The sequence below is a fragment of the Bradyrhizobium sp. JR4.1 genome (genome assembly GCF_040548605.1).
GTDB lineage: Bacteria > Pseudomonadota > Alphaproteobacteria > Rhizobiales > Xanthobacteraceae > Bradyrhizobium > Bradyrhizobium canariense.
Genome location: NZ_JBEPRY010000005.1, coordinates 117,086 through 132,888, shown reverse-complemented (window position 1 = coordinate 132,888; position 15,803 = coordinate 117,086). Strand labels below are relative to the sequence as shown.

At 63.6% G+C, this 15,803-nt stretch carries 16 protein-coding genes and 1 tRNA gene; 5 read left to right on the top strand and 12 right to left on the bottom strand.

Going from position 1 to position 15,803, the window contains the following annotated elements; translation table 11 throughout:
- Positions 1-25: 25 nt before the first annotated feature.
- Both ABIB90_RS14165 and ABIB90_RS14160 read left to right on the top strand, forming a co-directional pair.
- On the top strand, positions 26-1,084 hold the full coding sequence (locus tag ABIB90_RS14165; RefSeq protein WP_354200914.1) for a phosphotransferase family protein: 1,059 nt from the start codon (positions 26-28) through the stop codon (positions 1,082-1,084).
- A 90-nt stretch (positions 1,085-1,174) separates the two neighbouring features.
- Complete coding sequence (locus ABIB90_RS14160; protein WP_354200913.1) at positions 1,175-1,801, top strand: LysE family translocator; 627 nt, start codon at positions 1,175-1,177, stop codon at positions 1,799-1,801.
- Between the two features lie 140 nt (positions 1,802-1,941).
- Here ABIB90_RS14160 and argE read toward each other — a convergent pair whose 3' ends face one another.
- Together argE and ABIB90_RS14150 are read right to left on the bottom strand one after the other, a co-directional pair.
- Positions 1,942-3,114: an acetylornithine deacetylase gene (gene argE, locus ABIB90_RS14155; RefSeq protein WP_354128764.1), complete on the bottom strand. Its 1,173-nt coding sequence runs from the start codon at positions 3,112-3,114 to the stop codon at positions 1,942-1,944.
- Between the two features lie 377 nt (positions 3,115-3,491).
- Entirely contained in the window at positions 3,492-4,277 is a 786-nt protein-coding gene (locus ABIB90_RS14150; protein WP_354200912.1) for an SDR family NAD(P)-dependent oxidoreductase, read from the bottom strand.
- 134 nt (positions 4,278-4,411) lie between these two features.
- Here ABIB90_RS14150 and ABIB90_RS14145 point away from each other — a divergent pair, with 134 nt between their 5' ends.
- Positions 4,412-5,110 carry a histidine phosphatase family protein gene (locus ABIB90_RS14145; RefSeq protein ID WP_007602935.1) on the top strand — a complete coding sequence of 233 codons (699 nt, stop codon included), beginning with the start codon at positions 4,412-4,414 and terminating at the stop codon, positions 5,108-5,110.
- A gap of 75 nt (positions 5,111-5,185) precedes the next feature.
- Complete coding sequence (locus ABIB90_RS14140; protein ID WP_007602936.1) at positions 5,186-5,953, top strand: SDR family NAD(P)-dependent oxidoreductase; 768 nt, start codon at positions 5,186-5,188, stop codon at positions 5,951-5,953.
- A 164-nt stretch (positions 5,954-6,117) separates the two neighbouring features.
- Here ABIB90_RS14140 and ABIB90_RS14135 read toward each other — a convergent pair whose 3' ends face one another.
- Positions 6,118-7,371, bottom strand: coding sequence for a serine hydrolase domain-containing protein (locus tag ABIB90_RS14135; protein WP_354200911.1), 1,254 nt, complete (start codon positions 7,369-7,371; stop codon positions 6,118-6,120).
- A 150-nt stretch (positions 7,372-7,521) separates the two neighbouring features.
- Between ABIB90_RS14135 and ABIB90_RS14130 the strand changes: the two genes are divergently transcribed.
- Positions 7,522-7,597, top strand: a tRNA-Trp gene (locus ABIB90_RS14130).
- 69 nt (positions 7,598-7,666) lie between these two features.
- Here ABIB90_RS14130 and ABIB90_RS14125 read toward each other — a convergent pair.
- The 9 genes from ABIB90_RS14125 to ABIB90_RS14085 are packed head-to-tail and all read right to left on the bottom strand — an operon-like array spanning position 7,667 to position 15,803.
- The gene (locus tag ABIB90_RS14125; protein WP_219684105.1) at positions 7,667-8,701 is read right to left on the bottom strand and encodes a Gfo/Idh/MocA family protein; all 1,035 of its coding nucleotides are present in this window, start codon (positions 8,699-8,701) and stop codon (positions 7,667-7,669) included.
- A complete protein-coding gene (locus tag ABIB90_RS14120) occupies positions 8,698-9,909 on the bottom strand; it encodes a class I SAM-dependent methyltransferase (RefSeq protein ID WP_007602944.1) in 1,212 nt (403 codons plus the stop codon). The genes ABIB90_RS14125 and ABIB90_RS14120 overlap by 4 nt, the downstream gene beginning before the upstream one ends.
- Positions 9,902-11,119, bottom strand: coding sequence for a class I SAM-dependent methyltransferase (locus ABIB90_RS14115; protein ID WP_219684103.1), 1,218 nt, complete (start codon positions 11,117-11,119; stop codon positions 9,902-9,904). The genes ABIB90_RS14120 and ABIB90_RS14115 overlap by 8 nt, the downstream gene beginning before the upstream one ends.
- The gene (locus tag ABIB90_RS14110; RefSeq protein ID WP_007602946.1) at positions 11,112-11,732 is read right to left on the bottom strand and encodes a WbuC family cupin fold metalloprotein; all 621 of its coding nucleotides are present in this window, start codon (positions 11,730-11,732) and stop codon (positions 11,112-11,114) included. The genes ABIB90_RS14115 and ABIB90_RS14110 overlap by 8 nt, the downstream gene beginning before the upstream one ends.
- The gene (locus ABIB90_RS14105; protein ID WP_007602947.1) at positions 11,710-12,375 is read right to left on the bottom strand and encodes a class I SAM-dependent methyltransferase; all 666 of its coding nucleotides are present in this window, start codon (positions 12,373-12,375) and stop codon (positions 11,710-11,712) included. The genes ABIB90_RS14110 and ABIB90_RS14105 overlap by 23 nt, the downstream gene beginning before the upstream one ends.
- A 25-nt stretch (positions 12,376-12,400) precedes the next feature.
- Entirely contained in the window at positions 12,401-12,793 is a 393-nt protein-coding gene (locus tag ABIB90_RS14100; RefSeq protein ID WP_007602948.1) for an LIC12192 family sporadic carbohydrate cluster protein, read from the bottom strand.
- A complete protein-coding gene (locus tag ABIB90_RS14095) occupies positions 12,786-13,592 on the bottom strand; it encodes a sporadic carbohydrate cluster 2OG-Fe(II) oxygenase (RefSeq protein ID WP_007602949.1) in 807 nt (268 codons plus the stop codon). The genes ABIB90_RS14100 and ABIB90_RS14095 overlap by 8 nt, the downstream gene beginning before the upstream one ends.
- The gene (locus tag ABIB90_RS14090) at positions 13,589-14,707 is read right to left on the bottom strand and encodes a DegT/DnrJ/EryC1/StrS family aminotransferase (protein ID WP_007602950.1); all 1,119 of its coding nucleotides are present in this window, start codon (positions 14,705-14,707) and stop codon (positions 13,589-13,591) included. Before ABIB90_RS14090 ends, ABIB90_RS14095 begins: the two co-directional genes overlap by 4 nt.
- Positions 14,697-15,803 (bottom strand): DegT/DnrJ/EryC1/StrS family aminotransferase, encoded by a 1,107-nt coding sequence (locus ABIB90_RS14085; protein ID WP_354200910.1) that lies wholly within the window; start codon positions 15,801-15,803, stop codon positions 14,697-14,699. Before ABIB90_RS14085 ends, ABIB90_RS14090 begins: the two co-directional genes overlap by 11 nt.

The window sequence follows — 15,803 nt, the reverse complement described above, 5'->3', positions numbered from 1 at the left end:
TCCGGACTGAAGAGGGAGCGTCATCGTGGCTGACGGCGTCAGGAAAGACGAAGAATTCTCGGGCACCAAGCCGGTCGAGGAGCGTCATCGTATCGACGAGATGCGGCTCGAAGCCTGGATGCGCGACAACGTCGAAGGCTATGAGGGACCGCTGGTCGTCCTCCAGTTTAGGGGTGGCCAGTCCAACCCGACCTACCGGCTCGACACGCCGAACCGCTCCTACGTGATGCGCAGAAAACCGTTCGGCAAATTGTTGCCGTCGGCGCATGCGGTCGATCGCGAATATCGGGTGATCGCGGCGCTGGGAAAGCAGGGCTTTCCGGTCGCGAAGGCCTATGCGCTGTGCCAGGACGACAGCATCATCGGTTCGGCCTTCTACATCATGTCGATGGAAGACGGCCGGGTGTTCTGGGATCCGACGCTGCCGAGCCAGACGCCGGAAGACCGCCGCAAGATATTCACAAGCAAGATCGAGACGCTGGCCAAGCTCCATATGTTCGATCCCGTCGCGATCGGTCTTGGCGACTTCGGCAAGCCGGGCAATTATTTCGCGCGCCAGATCGACCGCTGGACCAAGCAGTACCGCGCGTCCGAGACCCAGACCATTCCGGAGTTCGAGAAGGTCGCCGAATGGTTGCCGAAGACCGTGCCGGAGCAGGCCCGCGTCTCGATCGTCCACGGCGACTATCGCCTCGACAACATGATTTTCCATGCGACGGAACCGCGCGTGCAGGCCGTGCTCGATTGGGAATTGTCGACGCTCGGCGATCCCATGGCCGACTTCACCTATCTGTTGATGCAGTGGGTGATGCCCGGCCTGGACGGCGCCGACCTCAAGGCGCTCAACATTCCGAGCGTGGAAGAGGCCGCGCAGATCTATTGCAACGTCACCAAGATGACGGTGCCTGACCTCAACTGGTACTTTGCTTACAACCTGTTCCGCCTCGCCGGCATCACGCAAGGCATCGCCGGCCGCGTCCGCGACGGCACCGCAGCGAATGCCAAGGCGCTCGAATCCGCCAAGCGCACCGTGCCGCTGTCGAAGTCGTCGTGGGAATACGCGCAGAAGGCGGGCGCGGTTTAAGGAATCCGAAGGTGCGGCCGGCGGTCGCGCCTTTGCTTGCGTTCCTCTCGTGTCTGGGACACGGGACAGAATGACGAGAGAGCTGCCCGCATGATCGATCACACGACCCTCATCACCTACATCCTCATCGTCCTCGGCTTCGTCTTCATTCCCGGTCCGGCGACACTCCTCACCATGGCGCGTGCCGCGAGCTCGGGCACCAGGGTCGGCATCGCGACGGGCGCGGGAATTGCGGCCGGTGACGTGGTCCACACCACCATGGCAATCGTCGGCCTCTCTGCGATCATCGCAACGTCAGCGCTCCTGTTCAGCGTCGTCAAATACGCGGGCGCAGGCTTTCTGATCTACCTCGGCATTCGCGCCATGCTCGACAAGACGCCGCTCGAGGTGAATGGCGGCGCGCCCGCGATCAGCGCAGTGCGGGCATTCCGGCAGGCCGTACTGACCGAGCTGCTCAATCCGAAGACCGCGTTGTTCTTCCTTGCGTTCCTGCCACAGTTCGTCCGTCCCGAGCATGGCTCGACGACGCTGCAGCTCGCGCTGCTCGGCGCTGTGTTCGTGTTGCTCGGCCTCGTCAGCACGGTGGTGTTCGCCGTCAGCGCCGGCCGCCTCGGCAATTTGCTACGCCGCCATCCAGCCGTGGTTAAGTGGCAGGGCAAGGTGGTCGGGACCATCTACTGCGCGATTGGCGTGCGGCTGGCGTTGCAGGAGCGATGAGGCGCACCGCTCACGTGGGATACGCGCTGCCCCACATACTCCCGTCATTGCGAGGAGCTCTTGCAACGAAGCAAATCCAGACTGCCCCCGCGGAACCATTCTGGATTGCTTCGCTTCGCTCGCAATGACGAGGAGAAGCTTTACCCCTTCGCGCAATGCGCGATCAGCTTCTCCACGAAGCCTGCGCATTTCTCCAGCTCCGCGATTTCCACGAACTCGTCCGGTGTATGAGCCTGTGCGATCGAACCGGGGCCGATCACGACGGACGGGATATCGGCCATGCTGGCGAACAGGCTTGCCTCCGTGCCGAACGCGACCTTGGCGTGGTCGTTGCGCCCCGCAAGGCTCTTGGCCAGCGTGACGATGGTCGCATCGGCCGCCGTGTCGAGCGCGGGGTAGTCGAGGATCTCCTCGAAATCGATGCCGCACTCCGGATTCTGCTTTTTCATCGCCGGCTCAATCTCCGCCTTGGCCCAGGCGACGATCGCATCCGTGACCTCCCGCGACTCGGCGATGCCGATGCCGCGGCATTCGAAATCCACCGTGCAGCTATCCGGCACGATGTTCAGCGCGGCGCCGCCATGGACGATGCTGGTGAGCAGCGTCGAGTGCGGAACGTCGTAGAGGCTGTTCGTTGCTTTCGTGCTTGCGAGTTGCAGCGCGCGGCGGCGGATTTCGACGATCAGCTCGGCCGCATATTCGATCGCATTCACGCCCTCAGGCGCGATCGAGGAGTGGCGGGCGAGGCCCTTGAAGGTCGCGCGCACGCCGTGCTTGCCCTTGTGGCCGATGATGACCTTCATCTCGGTCGGCTCGCCGATGAAGGCGCCGAGCGGTTTGATCCGTTTTTTTGCGACCTCGCGCAGCATCGGCCGCACGCCGACGCAGCCGATCTCCTCGTCATAGGAAATGGCGAGATGAATCGGCGTCGCAAGCTTTGCCTCCAGCATCTCGGGCACCATGGCAAGGCACACCGCGACGAATCCCTTCATGTCGGTGGTGCCGCGGCCATAGAGCCTGCCGTCGCGCTCGACCAGCTTGAACGGATCGTGGCTCCAGTCCTGGCCGACCACGGGCACCACGTCGGTATGGCCCGACAGCACCAGGCCGGGGCGGTCCTCGGGTCCAATGGTGACCCATAGCGAGGCTTTCTGTCCGGTCTCGTCGACGATGCGCTCACCCTTGACGCCATGCGCGGCGAGATAGCTTTCAATATGCGCGATCAGGGGCAGGTTGGAGCGATCGCTGATCGTGTCGAAGCCGACGAGGTCGGCGAGCAGCTTGCGAATACGGTCGGGTCTTGAGCTCGGCATTTTCACGTTCTTGTCAGGGGGATGGAAGCTGAGATGCTTGCACGAACCATACCAACGTCGTGCTCCTGTGAGCAAATCAACATGTCGGTCCCGTAGCCCGGGTGAGCGAAGCGATACCCGGGACAGCTCGTAGTCGGAATCCCGGATGTCGCTTCGCTCATCCGGGCTACGAGACGTTGTATTGCCCGTCGGGCAAAACCCCCTAATTGTCGGTCAACGCTGGGCGGCCGCGGAAAGACTCTGGATTGCTTCGCTGCGCCGCTGCGCTCGCAATGACGGTGCTGAAGCAGTTGCGCGACAAAACTCCTGTCTCGTGCCGCGGACGCTGCGCAACGCCAAGAACGTTGCGGCGCGTCTGCGACGCGAGAGCGCGTGAACTAAACCGGCTTTCCCGTATAGGGCATCGACGCCGTCAGTCCGCCGTCCACCGGGAAGGCCTGGCCATTGACATACGACGCCTCGTCGCTGGCCAGAAACAATCCCATCGCGGCGAGCTCGTGCGGCTGGCCGGGGCGCTTGAGCGGATTGAGCTGGCCGATCTTGTCGGCGGAGCCGCGCTCCTTGGCGCGGTCGAAGATCGGCTTGGTCATGCCGGTCTCGATCAGACCGGGGCACACCGCGTTGATGCGCACACCGGTGCCGGTGAGCGAATACGCCGTGGTCTGCACCAGGGAGATGACGCCGGCCTTGCTCGCGGCATAGGGATGACCGCTGGCGCCAGCCTTGAGGCCCGCCACGGACGCGGTCAGCACGATCGCGCCGGACTGCTGCTTCACCATGTGCGGCATCGCATGCTTCACCGCGAGAAACGGCCCGATCAGATTGATGCGCAAGACCTCCTGCCATTGCTCGACGGTCTGCTCGCCGAGCGGGACGAGTCCGCCGGAGACGCCGGCATTGGCCCAGATCACGTCGAGCCGGCCGTGCGTCTTCACCGCCTTGTCGATCACGGCCATGACGTCCTGTTCGGAACCTGCATCCGCGATCATCGCTTCCGCGACACCGCCGGCCTTCTTCACCTCGTCGACGGTCTCCTTCACCGCCTCGGTGCGATCGACCGCGATCAGCTTGGCGCCTTCTCTGGTGAACAGCAGCGCGGCCGCGCGGCCGATGCCGCTGCCGGCACCGGTGATGATGACGGATTTGCCTTGCAGACGGCCCATGCGGTTTCTCCCTTTGGTTCGCACGCGACGCTTGCCGCGCGACGGAATTTCAAACAAGATTTCAAACGGTAAAGTGTCTTGAGACACGTTCGCTACTGACGTACAGCGACATCAAACGGGATGGAAGGGTTTCGATGGCAGGTGCAGACAAGCCCAAAGTGGTGACGACACGCTGGTGGTGGGTCCGTCACGCGCCCGTGCGCAATGACGGCGGCAACATCTACGGTCAGTCTGATCTCGCCTGCGACACCAGCGATACCTACGTCTTCAATGCTGTTGCCAAGGTGCTGCCACGCAAGGCGGTCTGGTATTCGAGCAATCTGATGCGCACGCATCAGACCGCCGAAGCCATCTGGGCGGCCGGCTTCCCGAGGCCTGCGGCGATGACATGGGAAGCGGACCTCGCCGAACAAAATCTCGGGCGATGGCAGGGCATGAATCGCGCCGAGTTCATCGCCAGCCGTCCCGTTGGATCGAGCTGGTTTGCCGACATCAACGAGCCCGCGCCCGGCGGTGAGAGCTTCATGGATCTCTACAACCGGGCCCGCCGCGTCATCGATCGGATCAATCTCGAGGCAGCCGGGCAGGACGTGATCGCCGTCGCACATGGCGGCACCATCAAGGCGGCGTTGGGGCTGGCGCTCGACAATCAGCCCGAGCGGGGACTCGCATTCGATATCGACAATTGCTCGGTGACGCGGCTCGACTATTTCGCAAGCCCTGAACGCAGTGTCTGGCGGCTGCCGATGGTGAACCAGCAGCCGTGGATCGCGGACGACGCGCACGCAGCGATGCATCAACCCGCGGGACCGGAAGTCAAGAAGCTCGCCTGACTGAGCAGTCATTCCGGGTTCGGCTTCGCCGCCCCGGAATGACAATGAACATGAAGATCAATCTGGGAGAGAAACATGACCTTGTTCGACATGAAGGGGAAAGTCGCCGTCATCACCGGCTCGACGCGCGGCATCGGGCTTGCGATCGCCGAGCGTATGGCCGAGCACGGCGCCAAGGTGGTGATCTCCTCGCGCAAGGCCGACGTCTGCGACCAGGTCGCGAAGGGCATCAACGACAAGTTCGGCAAGGGCACGGGAGTGGCGATCGCCGCCAACATCTCGTCGAAGGAAAACCTGCAAAACCTCATCGACGAGAGCAACCGCGCCTTCGGCAAGATCGACGTGCTGGTCTGCAACGCCGCGTCGAACCCGTATTACGGCCCGCTCGCCGGCATCTCCGACGATCAGTTCAGGAAGATTCTGGACAACAACATCGTCGCCAACAACTGGCTGATCTCGATGGTGGTGCCGCAGATGATCGAACGGAAAGATGGCTCGATCATCATCGTCTCCTCGATCGGCGGCCTGAAAGGCTCGACCATCCTCGGCGCCTACGCGATCTCGAAAGCCGCCGACATGCAGCTCGCGCGCAATTTGGCTTGCGAATACGGCCCGCACAACATCCGCGTGAACTGCATCGCGCCCGGCTTGATCAAGACCGATTTCGCGAAAGCGTTGTGGGACAATCCGGAGAATCTGAAAGCCTCGACCGCGCGTTCGCCGCTGCTGCGCATCGGCATCCCCGACGAGATCGCGGGCGCTGCGGTGTTCCTGGGCTCGAAGGCCGGCGACTTCATGACCGGCCAGACCATGGTGATCGACGGCGGCGCGACGATCAGCTGAGGCCCCAGTAGGTGTCATCGCGCGCGAAGGCGGGCGATCCAGCACTCCGCGGCCTGCGTTGGAGAGCTCGCTCTCACCACATCCGACACGGAGTACCGGATGCCCCGCCTTCGCGGGGCATGACAGAGAGTGTGGAGGTGCGACGCTGCGATCAGGCGAAGCCCTCAATCCACCGCCGCGTACACCAGATACCGCACCAGCGTCCGCGTAAAATCGCGCTGTCCCGGGCCTTGGCTCATGAACACGACGAACAGATCCTCCTTCGGATCGATCCAGAAGAACGTCCCCGCAATTCCGCTCCAGAAAAACTGGCCGACGCTGCCGGGGAAGGGCGCGATGCCGGCTTCGCGGCGCACCGCGAAGCCGAGGCCGAAGCCGTGGCCGGGCGACAGCAGAGTGCCGTTGGTCACGACGTGAGGCCCGAGATGATCGGAGGCCATCAGCTCCAGCGTCTTGCGGCCGATGATCCTGTTGCCGTCGAGCGTGCCACCATTGCGCAGCATCAGCGCGAAACGGGCATAGTCCATGGTGGTGGAGACGAGGCCGCCGCCGCCGGACTCCATGATTGGCTGCTCGAGCATGTTGAACAGCGCGACCTTGTCGCCGGTCCAGGGATCGGCCGCGAACGGCTCGGCGAGCCGGCCGACATTGGCCTCCGCTGTCGCAAAACCGGTCTCGGCCATCTGCAAGGGCGCGAGAATGCGCTCGGAGAGGTAGGTGCCGAGCGACTTGCCGCTGACGATTTCGATGATGCGACCGAGGATGTCGGTGGAGCGGCTGTAGTTGAACTCGTCGCCGGGATGGCAGACCAGCGGGAAGCTCGCCACCAGGGTGGCGTGCTCGGCATTGGTGATCTTGCGGCTGCGCACCCGCGACTCCTGGTAGATCTTGTGCACGGGGCCGTCGCCCTGGTGCTCGTAGGTCAGGCCAGAGGTGTGGCGGAGAAGATCCTGCACCGACATCGGGCGTTTCGGCGGAACCAGTTCCAGCTTGCCGCCGCTGACCACGCCGACCTTTTGATCGGCGAACTCCGGAATGAATTTCGCGACGGGGTCGGCAAGAATCAGGTGGCCGTCCTCGACCAGCGTCATGATGCCGACCGACACGATCGGCTTGGTCATCGAGAATATGCGGAAGATCGAATCATGCGCCATCGGCGCCGAGCCCGTCGGGCTCTGCCGGCCGAGCGCCTCGAACCAGCCGACCTGGCCGTGCCGTGCCACCAGCACGGTGACGCCCGGCACGGTTCCATTGTCGATCTCGCGCTTGAAGGCGTCCGACATGGCCTGGAGGCGGGTGCGCGACAGCCCCAGCGTCTCAGGGCGGGATTCCGGCAGAGGCGGGGTCTTCGGCGAGGTCGAGGGGCGGTGGGCGGCTGTCGGGGACGCTTGGGCGGTCGCAAAGGCTTGGGCAGTCATGGGCACTCCCAGTTACTTATTATTGTTCGGAGCGGACTGTGGCCCAGAAGGCGCGGCACAAACAAGCGAGGCCAGCGCGCTTCACCCTTGCAATCCGGCCGCCCCCTGTGCTTCAAAGCGGCCTGATCCGGGCGGCAACGCAGGGTCCGTAGGAGTGTAGCTCAATTGGTAGAGCACCGGTCTCCAAAACCGGGGGTCGCAGGTTCGAGCCCTGCCACTCCTGCCAGCGAAATCAAACGCTTAGCTAGGATGTGGCGATCAGCGATCGGCTGGATATTGCTAGATGGCGTGAGCCCTAGGCGATGACCTGCCGTTTCCAGATCGCCTCCGCAAGGGCGATATCGGCCACAGACTCTGCGCCGGAAGCCAGCGGCGTCCTCCGTTCCACGATATCGGCGACGAATGCATCGGCTTGACGCCGAAACGCCCAGCTCGTGTCGCGCCGCAATTGCGTGCGTTGTCCTTGCTGATCGAGGATGACCTCCGCCTCCTGCTCGGCAAAAGGCGGGGGCAATTCGATGGTCAGCGCGCCCCGCTCGAACGCGATGCTCAGCCCCTCGCGCCAGACGCCTTCGGATCCGTTCGCGAGTTGCAGCGCGCAGGCGACGCCGTCGAAGTCGAGCGTCACGGTCGCCGCGCCCGAGCTCTCGATGGTGCTTTCCGCGACTGTCGGTGACGATCCGAGCATGTAACGCGCGAGGTTGATGATATGGCTGAACACATTCAAAAAATTGTCGTAGCCGGGTAGCATCACGCCCGGCATCCAGTCTGGGCCGTCCTGCCAGAGCTCGAGCCCGTCCGGCCGCACTTCGCCGGTCATGACGAAATTGTCCTGCGACCGGCCAGTGCTGCCGCCGAAGCACCAGCCTCGCGCGCCGACAATGCGTCCAAGCGACTGATCCGTTCGCAGGCGCGCCAACTCGGCCAGCGCGCGCGCCACGCCGGCGTCGTGACGCTTCATGTAGCCGATGCTGTAGACGAGGTTGTGCCGCCGCGCCGCCTCGGCCAGCGCAACGGCCTGAGCCGCGGTGTAGGCCATCGGCTTTTCCGACAGCACATGGCGGCCGCTGTTCAACGCATCCAGCACGATCGGGCCGGTGGCGCGACGCTTCGTAACGACGACGACGGCCGACACCTCGCTATCCGCCAGCAATTCCCGGTGCGTGCCGTAGACCCGCGCGATGTCGAATTTCTGCGCCGCTGCGGCGGCGAGATCAGGCCGGAGATCCGCGATCGCGACAACGCGGCAGGCGGGGTTCGCGGCGAAATTGGCGAGGTGGCACATCTGGCCGACCATGCCCGTTCCGATGATGCCAATGCCCGGCCTCACTTGCTAGGACCCTCGAAGCGTTTCCGGAGAACGAGGAAATGCGCCGGCTGTCCCCAGGTGTTGATGAACGCCCGGTCTGACTGGGTGAGGGCGGTGACTGTGGACGCATCCCGTCGCCCGATCGCGTCAAAGATGCGATGGAAGCTGTCGAGGGTCGCGATGATGGCGTCGATGTCGGACGCATCGTCGGCAAGAATGTCCGTCGCCGGTATCGTCTCGCGCAGTGACGCGAGGTTCGCGATCACACGGGGCAGGCTGGCGCCGAAGGGATCGTCGATCATCGCATCGACATCGAGAACCAGTGTCTCGATCGAAGCCGAGATCGCCTCGACCGCTTCGGTCTTGCCGGCCAGATAGAGCTTCCGTCCGCCGAGAAAGCTCAGACGGCTGCGACCGAGGTGGCGCGTCGCGCGGCGCAGCTTCTCGTCGTCGGAGAGGACCTTCTTGTGCCAGTAGACGTCCAGGCTGTCGCGATAGACGGGCCACCCCGAACAGATATCGAACCCCTGCTCGTGCGCCGCCGTGCACAAGGCCCCCGCGTCGAGGAAGTAGCGGTGCCGGACGAAAGGGTTCTCGAGCACGTCCATCAGCCAGGATTCGAAGCTGCGCGTGTGCGGAATGCTGTTCCATTTCGCGTCGAACAGCAGCTTCGCCGTCTCGAGCCCGGGACGGCCCGTCAGTGCCTTGCCGGCCGCATGAATCGCCTTGAGCGCGAGCTCGAAGAAGCCGCCGTAGCGCTCGTAGTAGGAAACGACGGCGTAACCGTCCGGATTGAGCAGCCGGTGAAAGATGCCGAGCCAATTTTCAGTCGGCTGCACCGTGTAGATGAATCCTTCGGCATCGATAATGTCGAAACGACGATCGCTACGAAATCCTTCGACGTCGAACGACACGAGTTCGCGGAGACGTTGGGCTTGGCTGAAATGCGCGAAGTAAGCCTGGATTTTTGCGTGCGCATGCCGGTTCGGCTCGGCGAGCGTCATGTTCGCGCCCCAGCTCGCAAACACGAGCGCGTTCTCGCCGGAATCAGGGCCGAATTCGAGCATGTCGGCGTCGCGGAACAACCGCGGCGGCAGCACCAGCTTGTCCGAAAACAACTCGCGCCGCAGGCCGGCATAGGCTTCGAGTTCGGCGGCGGATTTGAAATTCCCGAACGTCGGTAGGACGTCCTGACGTTCGTAATAGTTGAAGAGCTTGTCCTCAGCCATGCCGCGACCCTGCGGCCGCCTCGAGACGATCGAGCTCGCTCCAGATGTCGGAGGGCGCGAAGATCGAAACGATGTGGAGCGGACGCTTCACGTTTTCACGCAGCCGGCTGCCGACCTTGTCTTCGTTCTCCTGGTTCACGGCCAGAAGACAGACGAGCGGCTCCGACTTGCCGGCGAGGTCCTCCGGCGGGCGGATCGGAATGCCGGTGCCGGGCAGGAACAAGCCCTGGCGCTCCTTCTGGTCGTCGACCGAGAGGTCGACAAGATCCGCAAATTCATGGGCATTGGTGAAGGTGCAGGCGCGGCAGCCGGCGCCGTAGATGGCAATCTCGGCGCCGTCGGCGCGGGCCTTGGCGAGGATCGGGCGAAGACGCGCGCCGTACTCCCTGGCGCGCCGACCGAATTTCTCGCCGACGCCGGACGGCGCGGCCGGCGTCGTCACGTCGCGCGTCGCGCGTCGCGCTGCAATCGCGAGGCTGCCGCCGCTGAAATTGTACTTCTTCACCGACACCGCCTCGAAGCCGTGGCGCGCCAGCAGCGACAGCAGCGTCGGCTCGGTGAAATAGCTGACGTGCTCCTCCCACAGGACGGAGAGGTCGCCCGCCGTCGAGCCGGGCGCGAAATCAGGCACATCGATGAACAGCAGCCCGTCGTCGCGTAGCGCGATTTTCACGCAGTCGAAAAAGTTCTCGAAATCGACGATGTGCTCCAGCACCTGGCGCGACACGACGAGGTCGAACTTGCCGGCCTCGGCAACCGCGTCGTGAGACAGCGCCGGGCTGATCATGTCGGCATAGACCTTGACGCCACGCTCGCGGGCGATCTTGCCGGACACCGGGTTGGGCTCGACGCCCACCAAAACCTTCGCGCCGCGTTCGCGAAGCCTGTCCATGAACAGGCCGTCGTTGCATCCGATCTCGAACACGGATTGGTGGCTCGAGAATTTGGCGATGGTGTCGAGTTCGTCGACCTGGTGCGGCTCCGGCTTCCAGCTGCTGAAATTGTAGTTGAACTGCCGATACAGAATGTCGGGATCGATCGGCTTCACGATCTGGGGCAGGCCGCACTCGCCGCAGGCGAACACCTCGAACGGATACCGTTCGTCCTGTTCGTCGCGGCTGTGCCGAAGCCGATGCGCAATCGGCATCTGTCCGAGGTCGATGACCGGGCGCAAATTGGTCGAATGGCAGAGGCGGCAATGATTAGTCATCGGTAGCAACCTCTGCTGGAATGGCTCGTGAAGTATGGCGATGGGCCAGATGCTTCGCGGCGAGCGCACCGGTCCTAGTGACATAGTCCTGCACTTCCGCGGCATCGCCGCCATCCGGAGCCCAGTCGGGAAACGCCGTGCGGGAGGGATCGAACGGACCGGCGGTGGTTTCGTGAAACACCAGCCACTCCGAGGTGATCAGGATCGAGTGAAGCACCTGCTCGGGCATCCGGTAGTAGCAGAGCGCGCCCCGACCGTACGGCGCCATCTCTAGCACGTCGCGAATGTGGCCGTCGTCCTCGAAGATCACGACCTGCGCGGTACCCTCGATCAAATGAAACGACTCAGGTTTGCCAAAATGCTTGTGAGGCCGCACATAGGCCTCGCGATGATGCACGATCAGCATCTCGTGCAGGCCGGACGAGGGATCGGGATGCATGCACAGCCGGCTGCGCAGACGCGGATTGCCTGCGGCGATGCGCTTCAGTTCCGCGATCGTGGCGTCGTCCGCCGTGACGATGGCGTCGTCCGAATAATACACTTCAAGATTTTGCGCTCGCAGCGAGGCCGGCCGGCGCAGGCCCGTTGCTTCATTCGAAGAAGATGAACCCATGGTCGCCCCGGTAGCCGCATTTGTCGTAGATCCAGGCCCAGGTTTTCGGACCATGGAAACTCAGGCAGGTGAGCTGCCAGTAGAGCAGGTTCGCCTTCTCGCGCTCGTCGCGGAACGATTCCACCATCAGATATTTCGAGGTGCCGCGTCCAACGCGCTCGATCTCCGACACGGCGCGGAAGACGTCCTCGAGCGGAAGATTGTGGAGCACGCCGAGCGACACCACGAGATCGAAGCTGTGGTCGGGGTAGGGGAGCTCGACGGCGCTGCCGACCTTCAATTGCGGTCGCACCTCTTCCTTGGCATTGGCGATGCCATAGTCGGAGATGTCGATGCCGGCGATGGTGAGGCCAGGGACGAGTTGGGTGAATTCGTAGAGCAAATAGCCCTTGCCGCAGCCGACATCGAGCACGCTCATCCCGGGCTTGATGCCGTAGCGGTCGATCAGGGTCTGGGCGAGCGGCCGCCACCGTCCGTCGTAGCTATAACCGCCATAGCCATAGCGGCGGTCGCCGTCCCAGTAGTCGCGTCCCCATTGCCGCGCGACAGTGGCAGATTCCGCCTTGTCGTGCTCGACGACCCGCTGAACGTAGTGCCGCTTGGTCGATGCGTGCATTGGCTGGAGCAGGTTGATCTCGGTCATTGTTTTCAACCGGTCCGCGGCATCGTCACAGGATGGTCGCGAATTTGTTGACGAGCAGGATGTCCTCGACGGCCTGAATGTTGTCGCGCGAGGACAGCGTGATCTCCTCGACGGCCGCGTGCAGGTCGCAGCCCTCGCTCAGCACGCGGTCATAGATCTTCCGCCGCCTTGCCTCGTCGGGCGGCAGCATGAAGATGCTGTAGAGAATCAAGCCGCGCAATCGAGGCAACTCGTCCAGGATGTCCTCGAGCACCATGTAGCTGCCGGGCATAGTGTGCTCGGCGGCGCTGAGCAGATAATGCAGGTTCTTCCGCCGCGCGTAGTCGCGGATCACGATGTTCTGGACGTGCTGCGGGGTGCGGCTGCCGTTCAGCGGCCGGGCGCCGATATAGCCGCGATGGCCGGCTCGCTCAGCCATGGAAGCCTCCCGGGAGCTTGTATTGCATGCCGACGCGGGTCGCCGGACGTAGCAGGATCGGTTCGAAGAATTCGCCGAATCGCTTGTCCGCATAGGGCGACATGATGCTCTTGAAGCGGCAGTTCATGCTCCAACGCGAGCCGGCTTCCTCGTTGACGCGATTGCCGTGCATCAGGGTCTGGTTGAACAGCATCACGTGACCGTAGGGAATCTCGATGAAGGTCGCGTGCGGCTTGATGGTCTGGTAGAGTTCCTCGGCGCTGCGCAGGCTGGCCATCCGGTCCTGCATGTCGCCGTTCAGGGATGGCGGCAGCAGATACATCGATTTGGTGCGGTGGACGTCGACCAGCGGTACCCACACCACGACCTCGAACGGCGAGTCGCCCGACCAGACGTCGGAATGGGTGGCGAGGAGCGACGAATCGTCTCCGGGCAGCTGGATGCTGAGATTGACGCGGCGCTGCATGCAGAGTTCGTTGCCGACGATGGTCTCGATCGTCGAGCGCGCCAGACGGAAATAGGTCGGCCGGAACCAGGGTTCTGCATTGAGGCCGTTGAAGACGTGCAGCCGCAGGCCGTTGAGATCATCGACGCTCACCCGCGTGTGGATGGTGTCGAGCATCGCGTAGGGGTCGTTGCCGTGTGGCAGCTTCAAAAAGTCCGCCGCGAGCTCGGCGGCGCGCCGCTGGATCCGGTCGAGCCCGGCGCGATCGTCGGCCGGCGTGGTGACGAAGCCGTCATCGATGAAACGTTGCGCCAATGCCTGCTCATCGGCCTCGAGGAAAGCCGTGTCCGTCATGCAAAGTACTCCCGGGCGGTCGCGCAAATATAGTTGATGTCCGAGGTCGAGAGGAACTGGTTGATGGGGAGCGTGAGGATCTGATCTGCCTGCCGCTCGGTCGCCGGGAACGCGCCGCGACCGTGGCCAAGATGCGCAGCCGCCTCCTGGAGGTGGATCGGTACCGGATAGTGGATCGCGGTCTCGATACCTTTGTCGGCAAGATATTTTTGGAAGCTATCGCGACGGTCCGTCTGCACGACGAAGGTGTGGAAGGTGTTGAACTCGATGTTGCGACAAAGCGGGATGAACAGGGGAAGGCCGGCGAGCTCGGCGCGGTATTGCGCGGCGTTGCGGCGCCGGCGTTCGATGACAGAGGGCAGGTGACGCAAGCGAATCCGGAGCACCTCGGCCTGGACCGTGTCGAGGCGTGACACGATGCCCCATTCCTGGACGTCACTGCGATTGATCAGGCCATGATTGCGCAGGCGGCGAATTCTCGCGGCAAGCTCGGCGTCGGCGGTGACGACGAAGCCGGCGTCGCCCGCGGCATTGAGGTTCTTCAGCGGGTGGGCGGAGAAGCAGCCGAACGTTCCGATGGTCCCGCTCATCCGCCCGTCATAGGTCGAGCCGACGGCCTGCGCGCTGTCCTCGATCACGGCGAGAGCGTGCTTGGCCGCGATCGCCATCAGCGGGTTCATGTCCGCCATGCGTCCGGTCAGGTGCACCGGCATGATCGCTTTGGTGCGCGAGGTGACGGCGGCCTCAACTGCGGCGGGATCGATATTCTGGTCCGGCAGCACGTCCGCAAACACGGGCTTGGCGCCGACGGCAATGATGGCCGCGGTCGATGCCACGAACGAATTGGGTGGGGTAATCACCTCGTCCCCGGGACCAATGTTGAGCGCCCTCAAGGACAGGATCAGCGCATCGGTGCCGGAATTCAGCGTCACCACATGCGGCGAGCCGACATAAGTGGTGAGCTCCTCTTCGAACTTGGCAATGGCCGCGCCGCCGATGAAATCGCCGCGCCGGAACACGCCCTCGACCGCCTGCATGATCTCAACGCGCTCTTCCTCGAATTGGGCGGGAAGATTGACGTAACCGATGCGCCGGCGGCCGGTGTCAGCGTCCATGGCAGAACGCCCGAACGATCTCGATGACGCGGTCCTGCTGCGCCCGTGTCAGATGCTGGTCGACGGGGAAGCTGATGACTTCCCGGGCATGGCGGTCGGAGACCGGGAAGGTGCCTGGCGCGTAGCCGAGGTGTTTGAGGCCTTCCTGCTGATACAGCGGGATGGGATAGTGGATCTTCGCTTCGATGCCGTTGTCCAGGCAGTGTTTGTAGAGCTCGTCGCGGCGCTCGGCGAACACCATGTAGAGATGGTAGACGTGCTTCACGTTAGGCCGGCGCGGCGGAATGCGCAGGCCGGGCAGGCACGCGAGGCCTGCATCGTAATAGGCCGCGTTCTCGATTCGACGGCGCGTGATCTCGCTGGTCTGGCCGATCAGCCAGTTGCCGACGACCGCCTGGAGGGAATCGAGCCGCGAATTGCAGCCGAGAATCGCGATTTCGTCGCGATTCTTCATGCCGTGGTTGCGGATCAGGCGAAGCCGCTCGTTCATCCCGTCGTCGTTGGTGACGACGACGCCGGCATCGCCCCAGACGTTGAGGTTCTTCAGCGGATGCAGGGAGAAGCCGGCCGCGATACCGTGGGTGCCGGACCGCTTTCCCGCGAATTCCGACAGGATGCCCTGGCAGGAATCCTCGACCACGGGGATGTTGTGACGCTGGGCGATCGCCATCAGCCTGCCCATGTCGGTGACCTCGCCGGTCAATTGAACCGGCATGATCGCCTTGGTTTTCTCCGTGATCGCGGCTTCGACGTAGTCGACGTTCATGCAGAAGGAGTCGTCGCAGTCGACCAGCACCGGGGTCGCGCCGGTCTCGGCGACGGCGCCGACGGTGGCGATGAAGGTGTTGGCGGCCGTGATGACCTCGTCCCCATGGCCGATGCCGAGCGCCTTGAGCGGCAGCTTGAGCGCATCGGTGCCCGATCCGACGCCGATGGCGTGACGCACGCCGATCAGCTCGGCAAAGCGCCGTTCGAATTCCGCGACCGGCTTGCCCAGAGTGAAGTCACCCGTCGCCACCAGTCGGCCGATCTCGGCCAGGATCGGTGCTGGGTCGGAGAATTGCTCGAGCAGATAGGAATATCGAACGTCGTGCAT

Coding starts and splice junctions, on each gene's coding strand:
- ABIB90_RS14115 (WP_219684103.1), bottom strand. CDS start 11,119: ATGACTAATCATTGCCGCCTCTGCCATTCGACCAATTTGCGCCCGGTC.
- ABIB90_RS14095 (WP_007602949.1), bottom strand. CDS start 13,592: ATGACGGACACGGCTTTCCTCGAGGCCGATGAGCAGGCATTGGCGCAA.
- ABIB90_RS14100 (WP_007602948.1), bottom strand. CDS start 12,793: ATGGCTGAGCGAGCCGGCCATCGCGGCTATATCGGCGCCCGGCCGCTG.
- ABIB90_RS14145 (WP_007602935.1), top strand. CDS start 4,412: ATGGCAGGTGCAGACAAGCCCAAAGTGGTGACGACACGCTGGTGGTGG.
- ABIB90_RS14160 (WP_354200913.1), top strand. CDS start 1,175: ATGATCGATCACACGACCCTCATCACCTACATCCTCATCGTCCTCGGC.
- argE (WP_354128764.1), bottom strand. CDS start 3,114: ATGCCGAGCTCAAGACCCGACCGTATTCGCAAGCTGCTCGCCGACCTC.
- ABIB90_RS14085 (WP_354200910.1), bottom strand. CDS start 15,803: ATGCACGACGTTCGATATTCCTATCTGCTCGAGCAATTCTCCGACCCA.
- ABIB90_RS14135 (WP_354200911.1), bottom strand. CDS start 7,371: ATGACTGCCCAAGCCTTTGCGACCGCCCAAGCGTCCCCGACAGCCGCC.
- ABIB90_RS14110 (WP_007602946.1), bottom strand. CDS start 11,732: ATGGGTTCATCTTCTTCGAATGAAGCAACGGGCCTGCGCCGGCCGGCC.
- ABIB90_RS14150 (WP_354200912.1), bottom strand. CDS start 4,277: ATGGGCCGTCTGCAAGGCAAATCCGTCATCATCACCGGTGCCGGCAGC.
- ABIB90_RS14140 (WP_007602936.1), top strand. CDS start 5,186: ATGACCTTGTTCGACATGAAGGGGAAAGTCGCCGTCATCACCGGCTCG.
- ABIB90_RS14120 (WP_007602944.1), bottom strand. CDS start 9,909: ATGGCTGAGGACAAGCTCTTCAACTATTACGAACGTCAGGACGTCCTA.
- ABIB90_RS14105 (WP_007602947.1), bottom strand. CDS start 12,375: ATGACCGAGATCAACCTGCTCCAGCCAATGCACGCATCGACCAAGCGG.
- ABIB90_RS14090 (WP_007602950.1), bottom strand. CDS start 14,707: ATGGACGCTGACACCGGCCGCCGGCGCATCGGTTACGTCAATCTTCCC.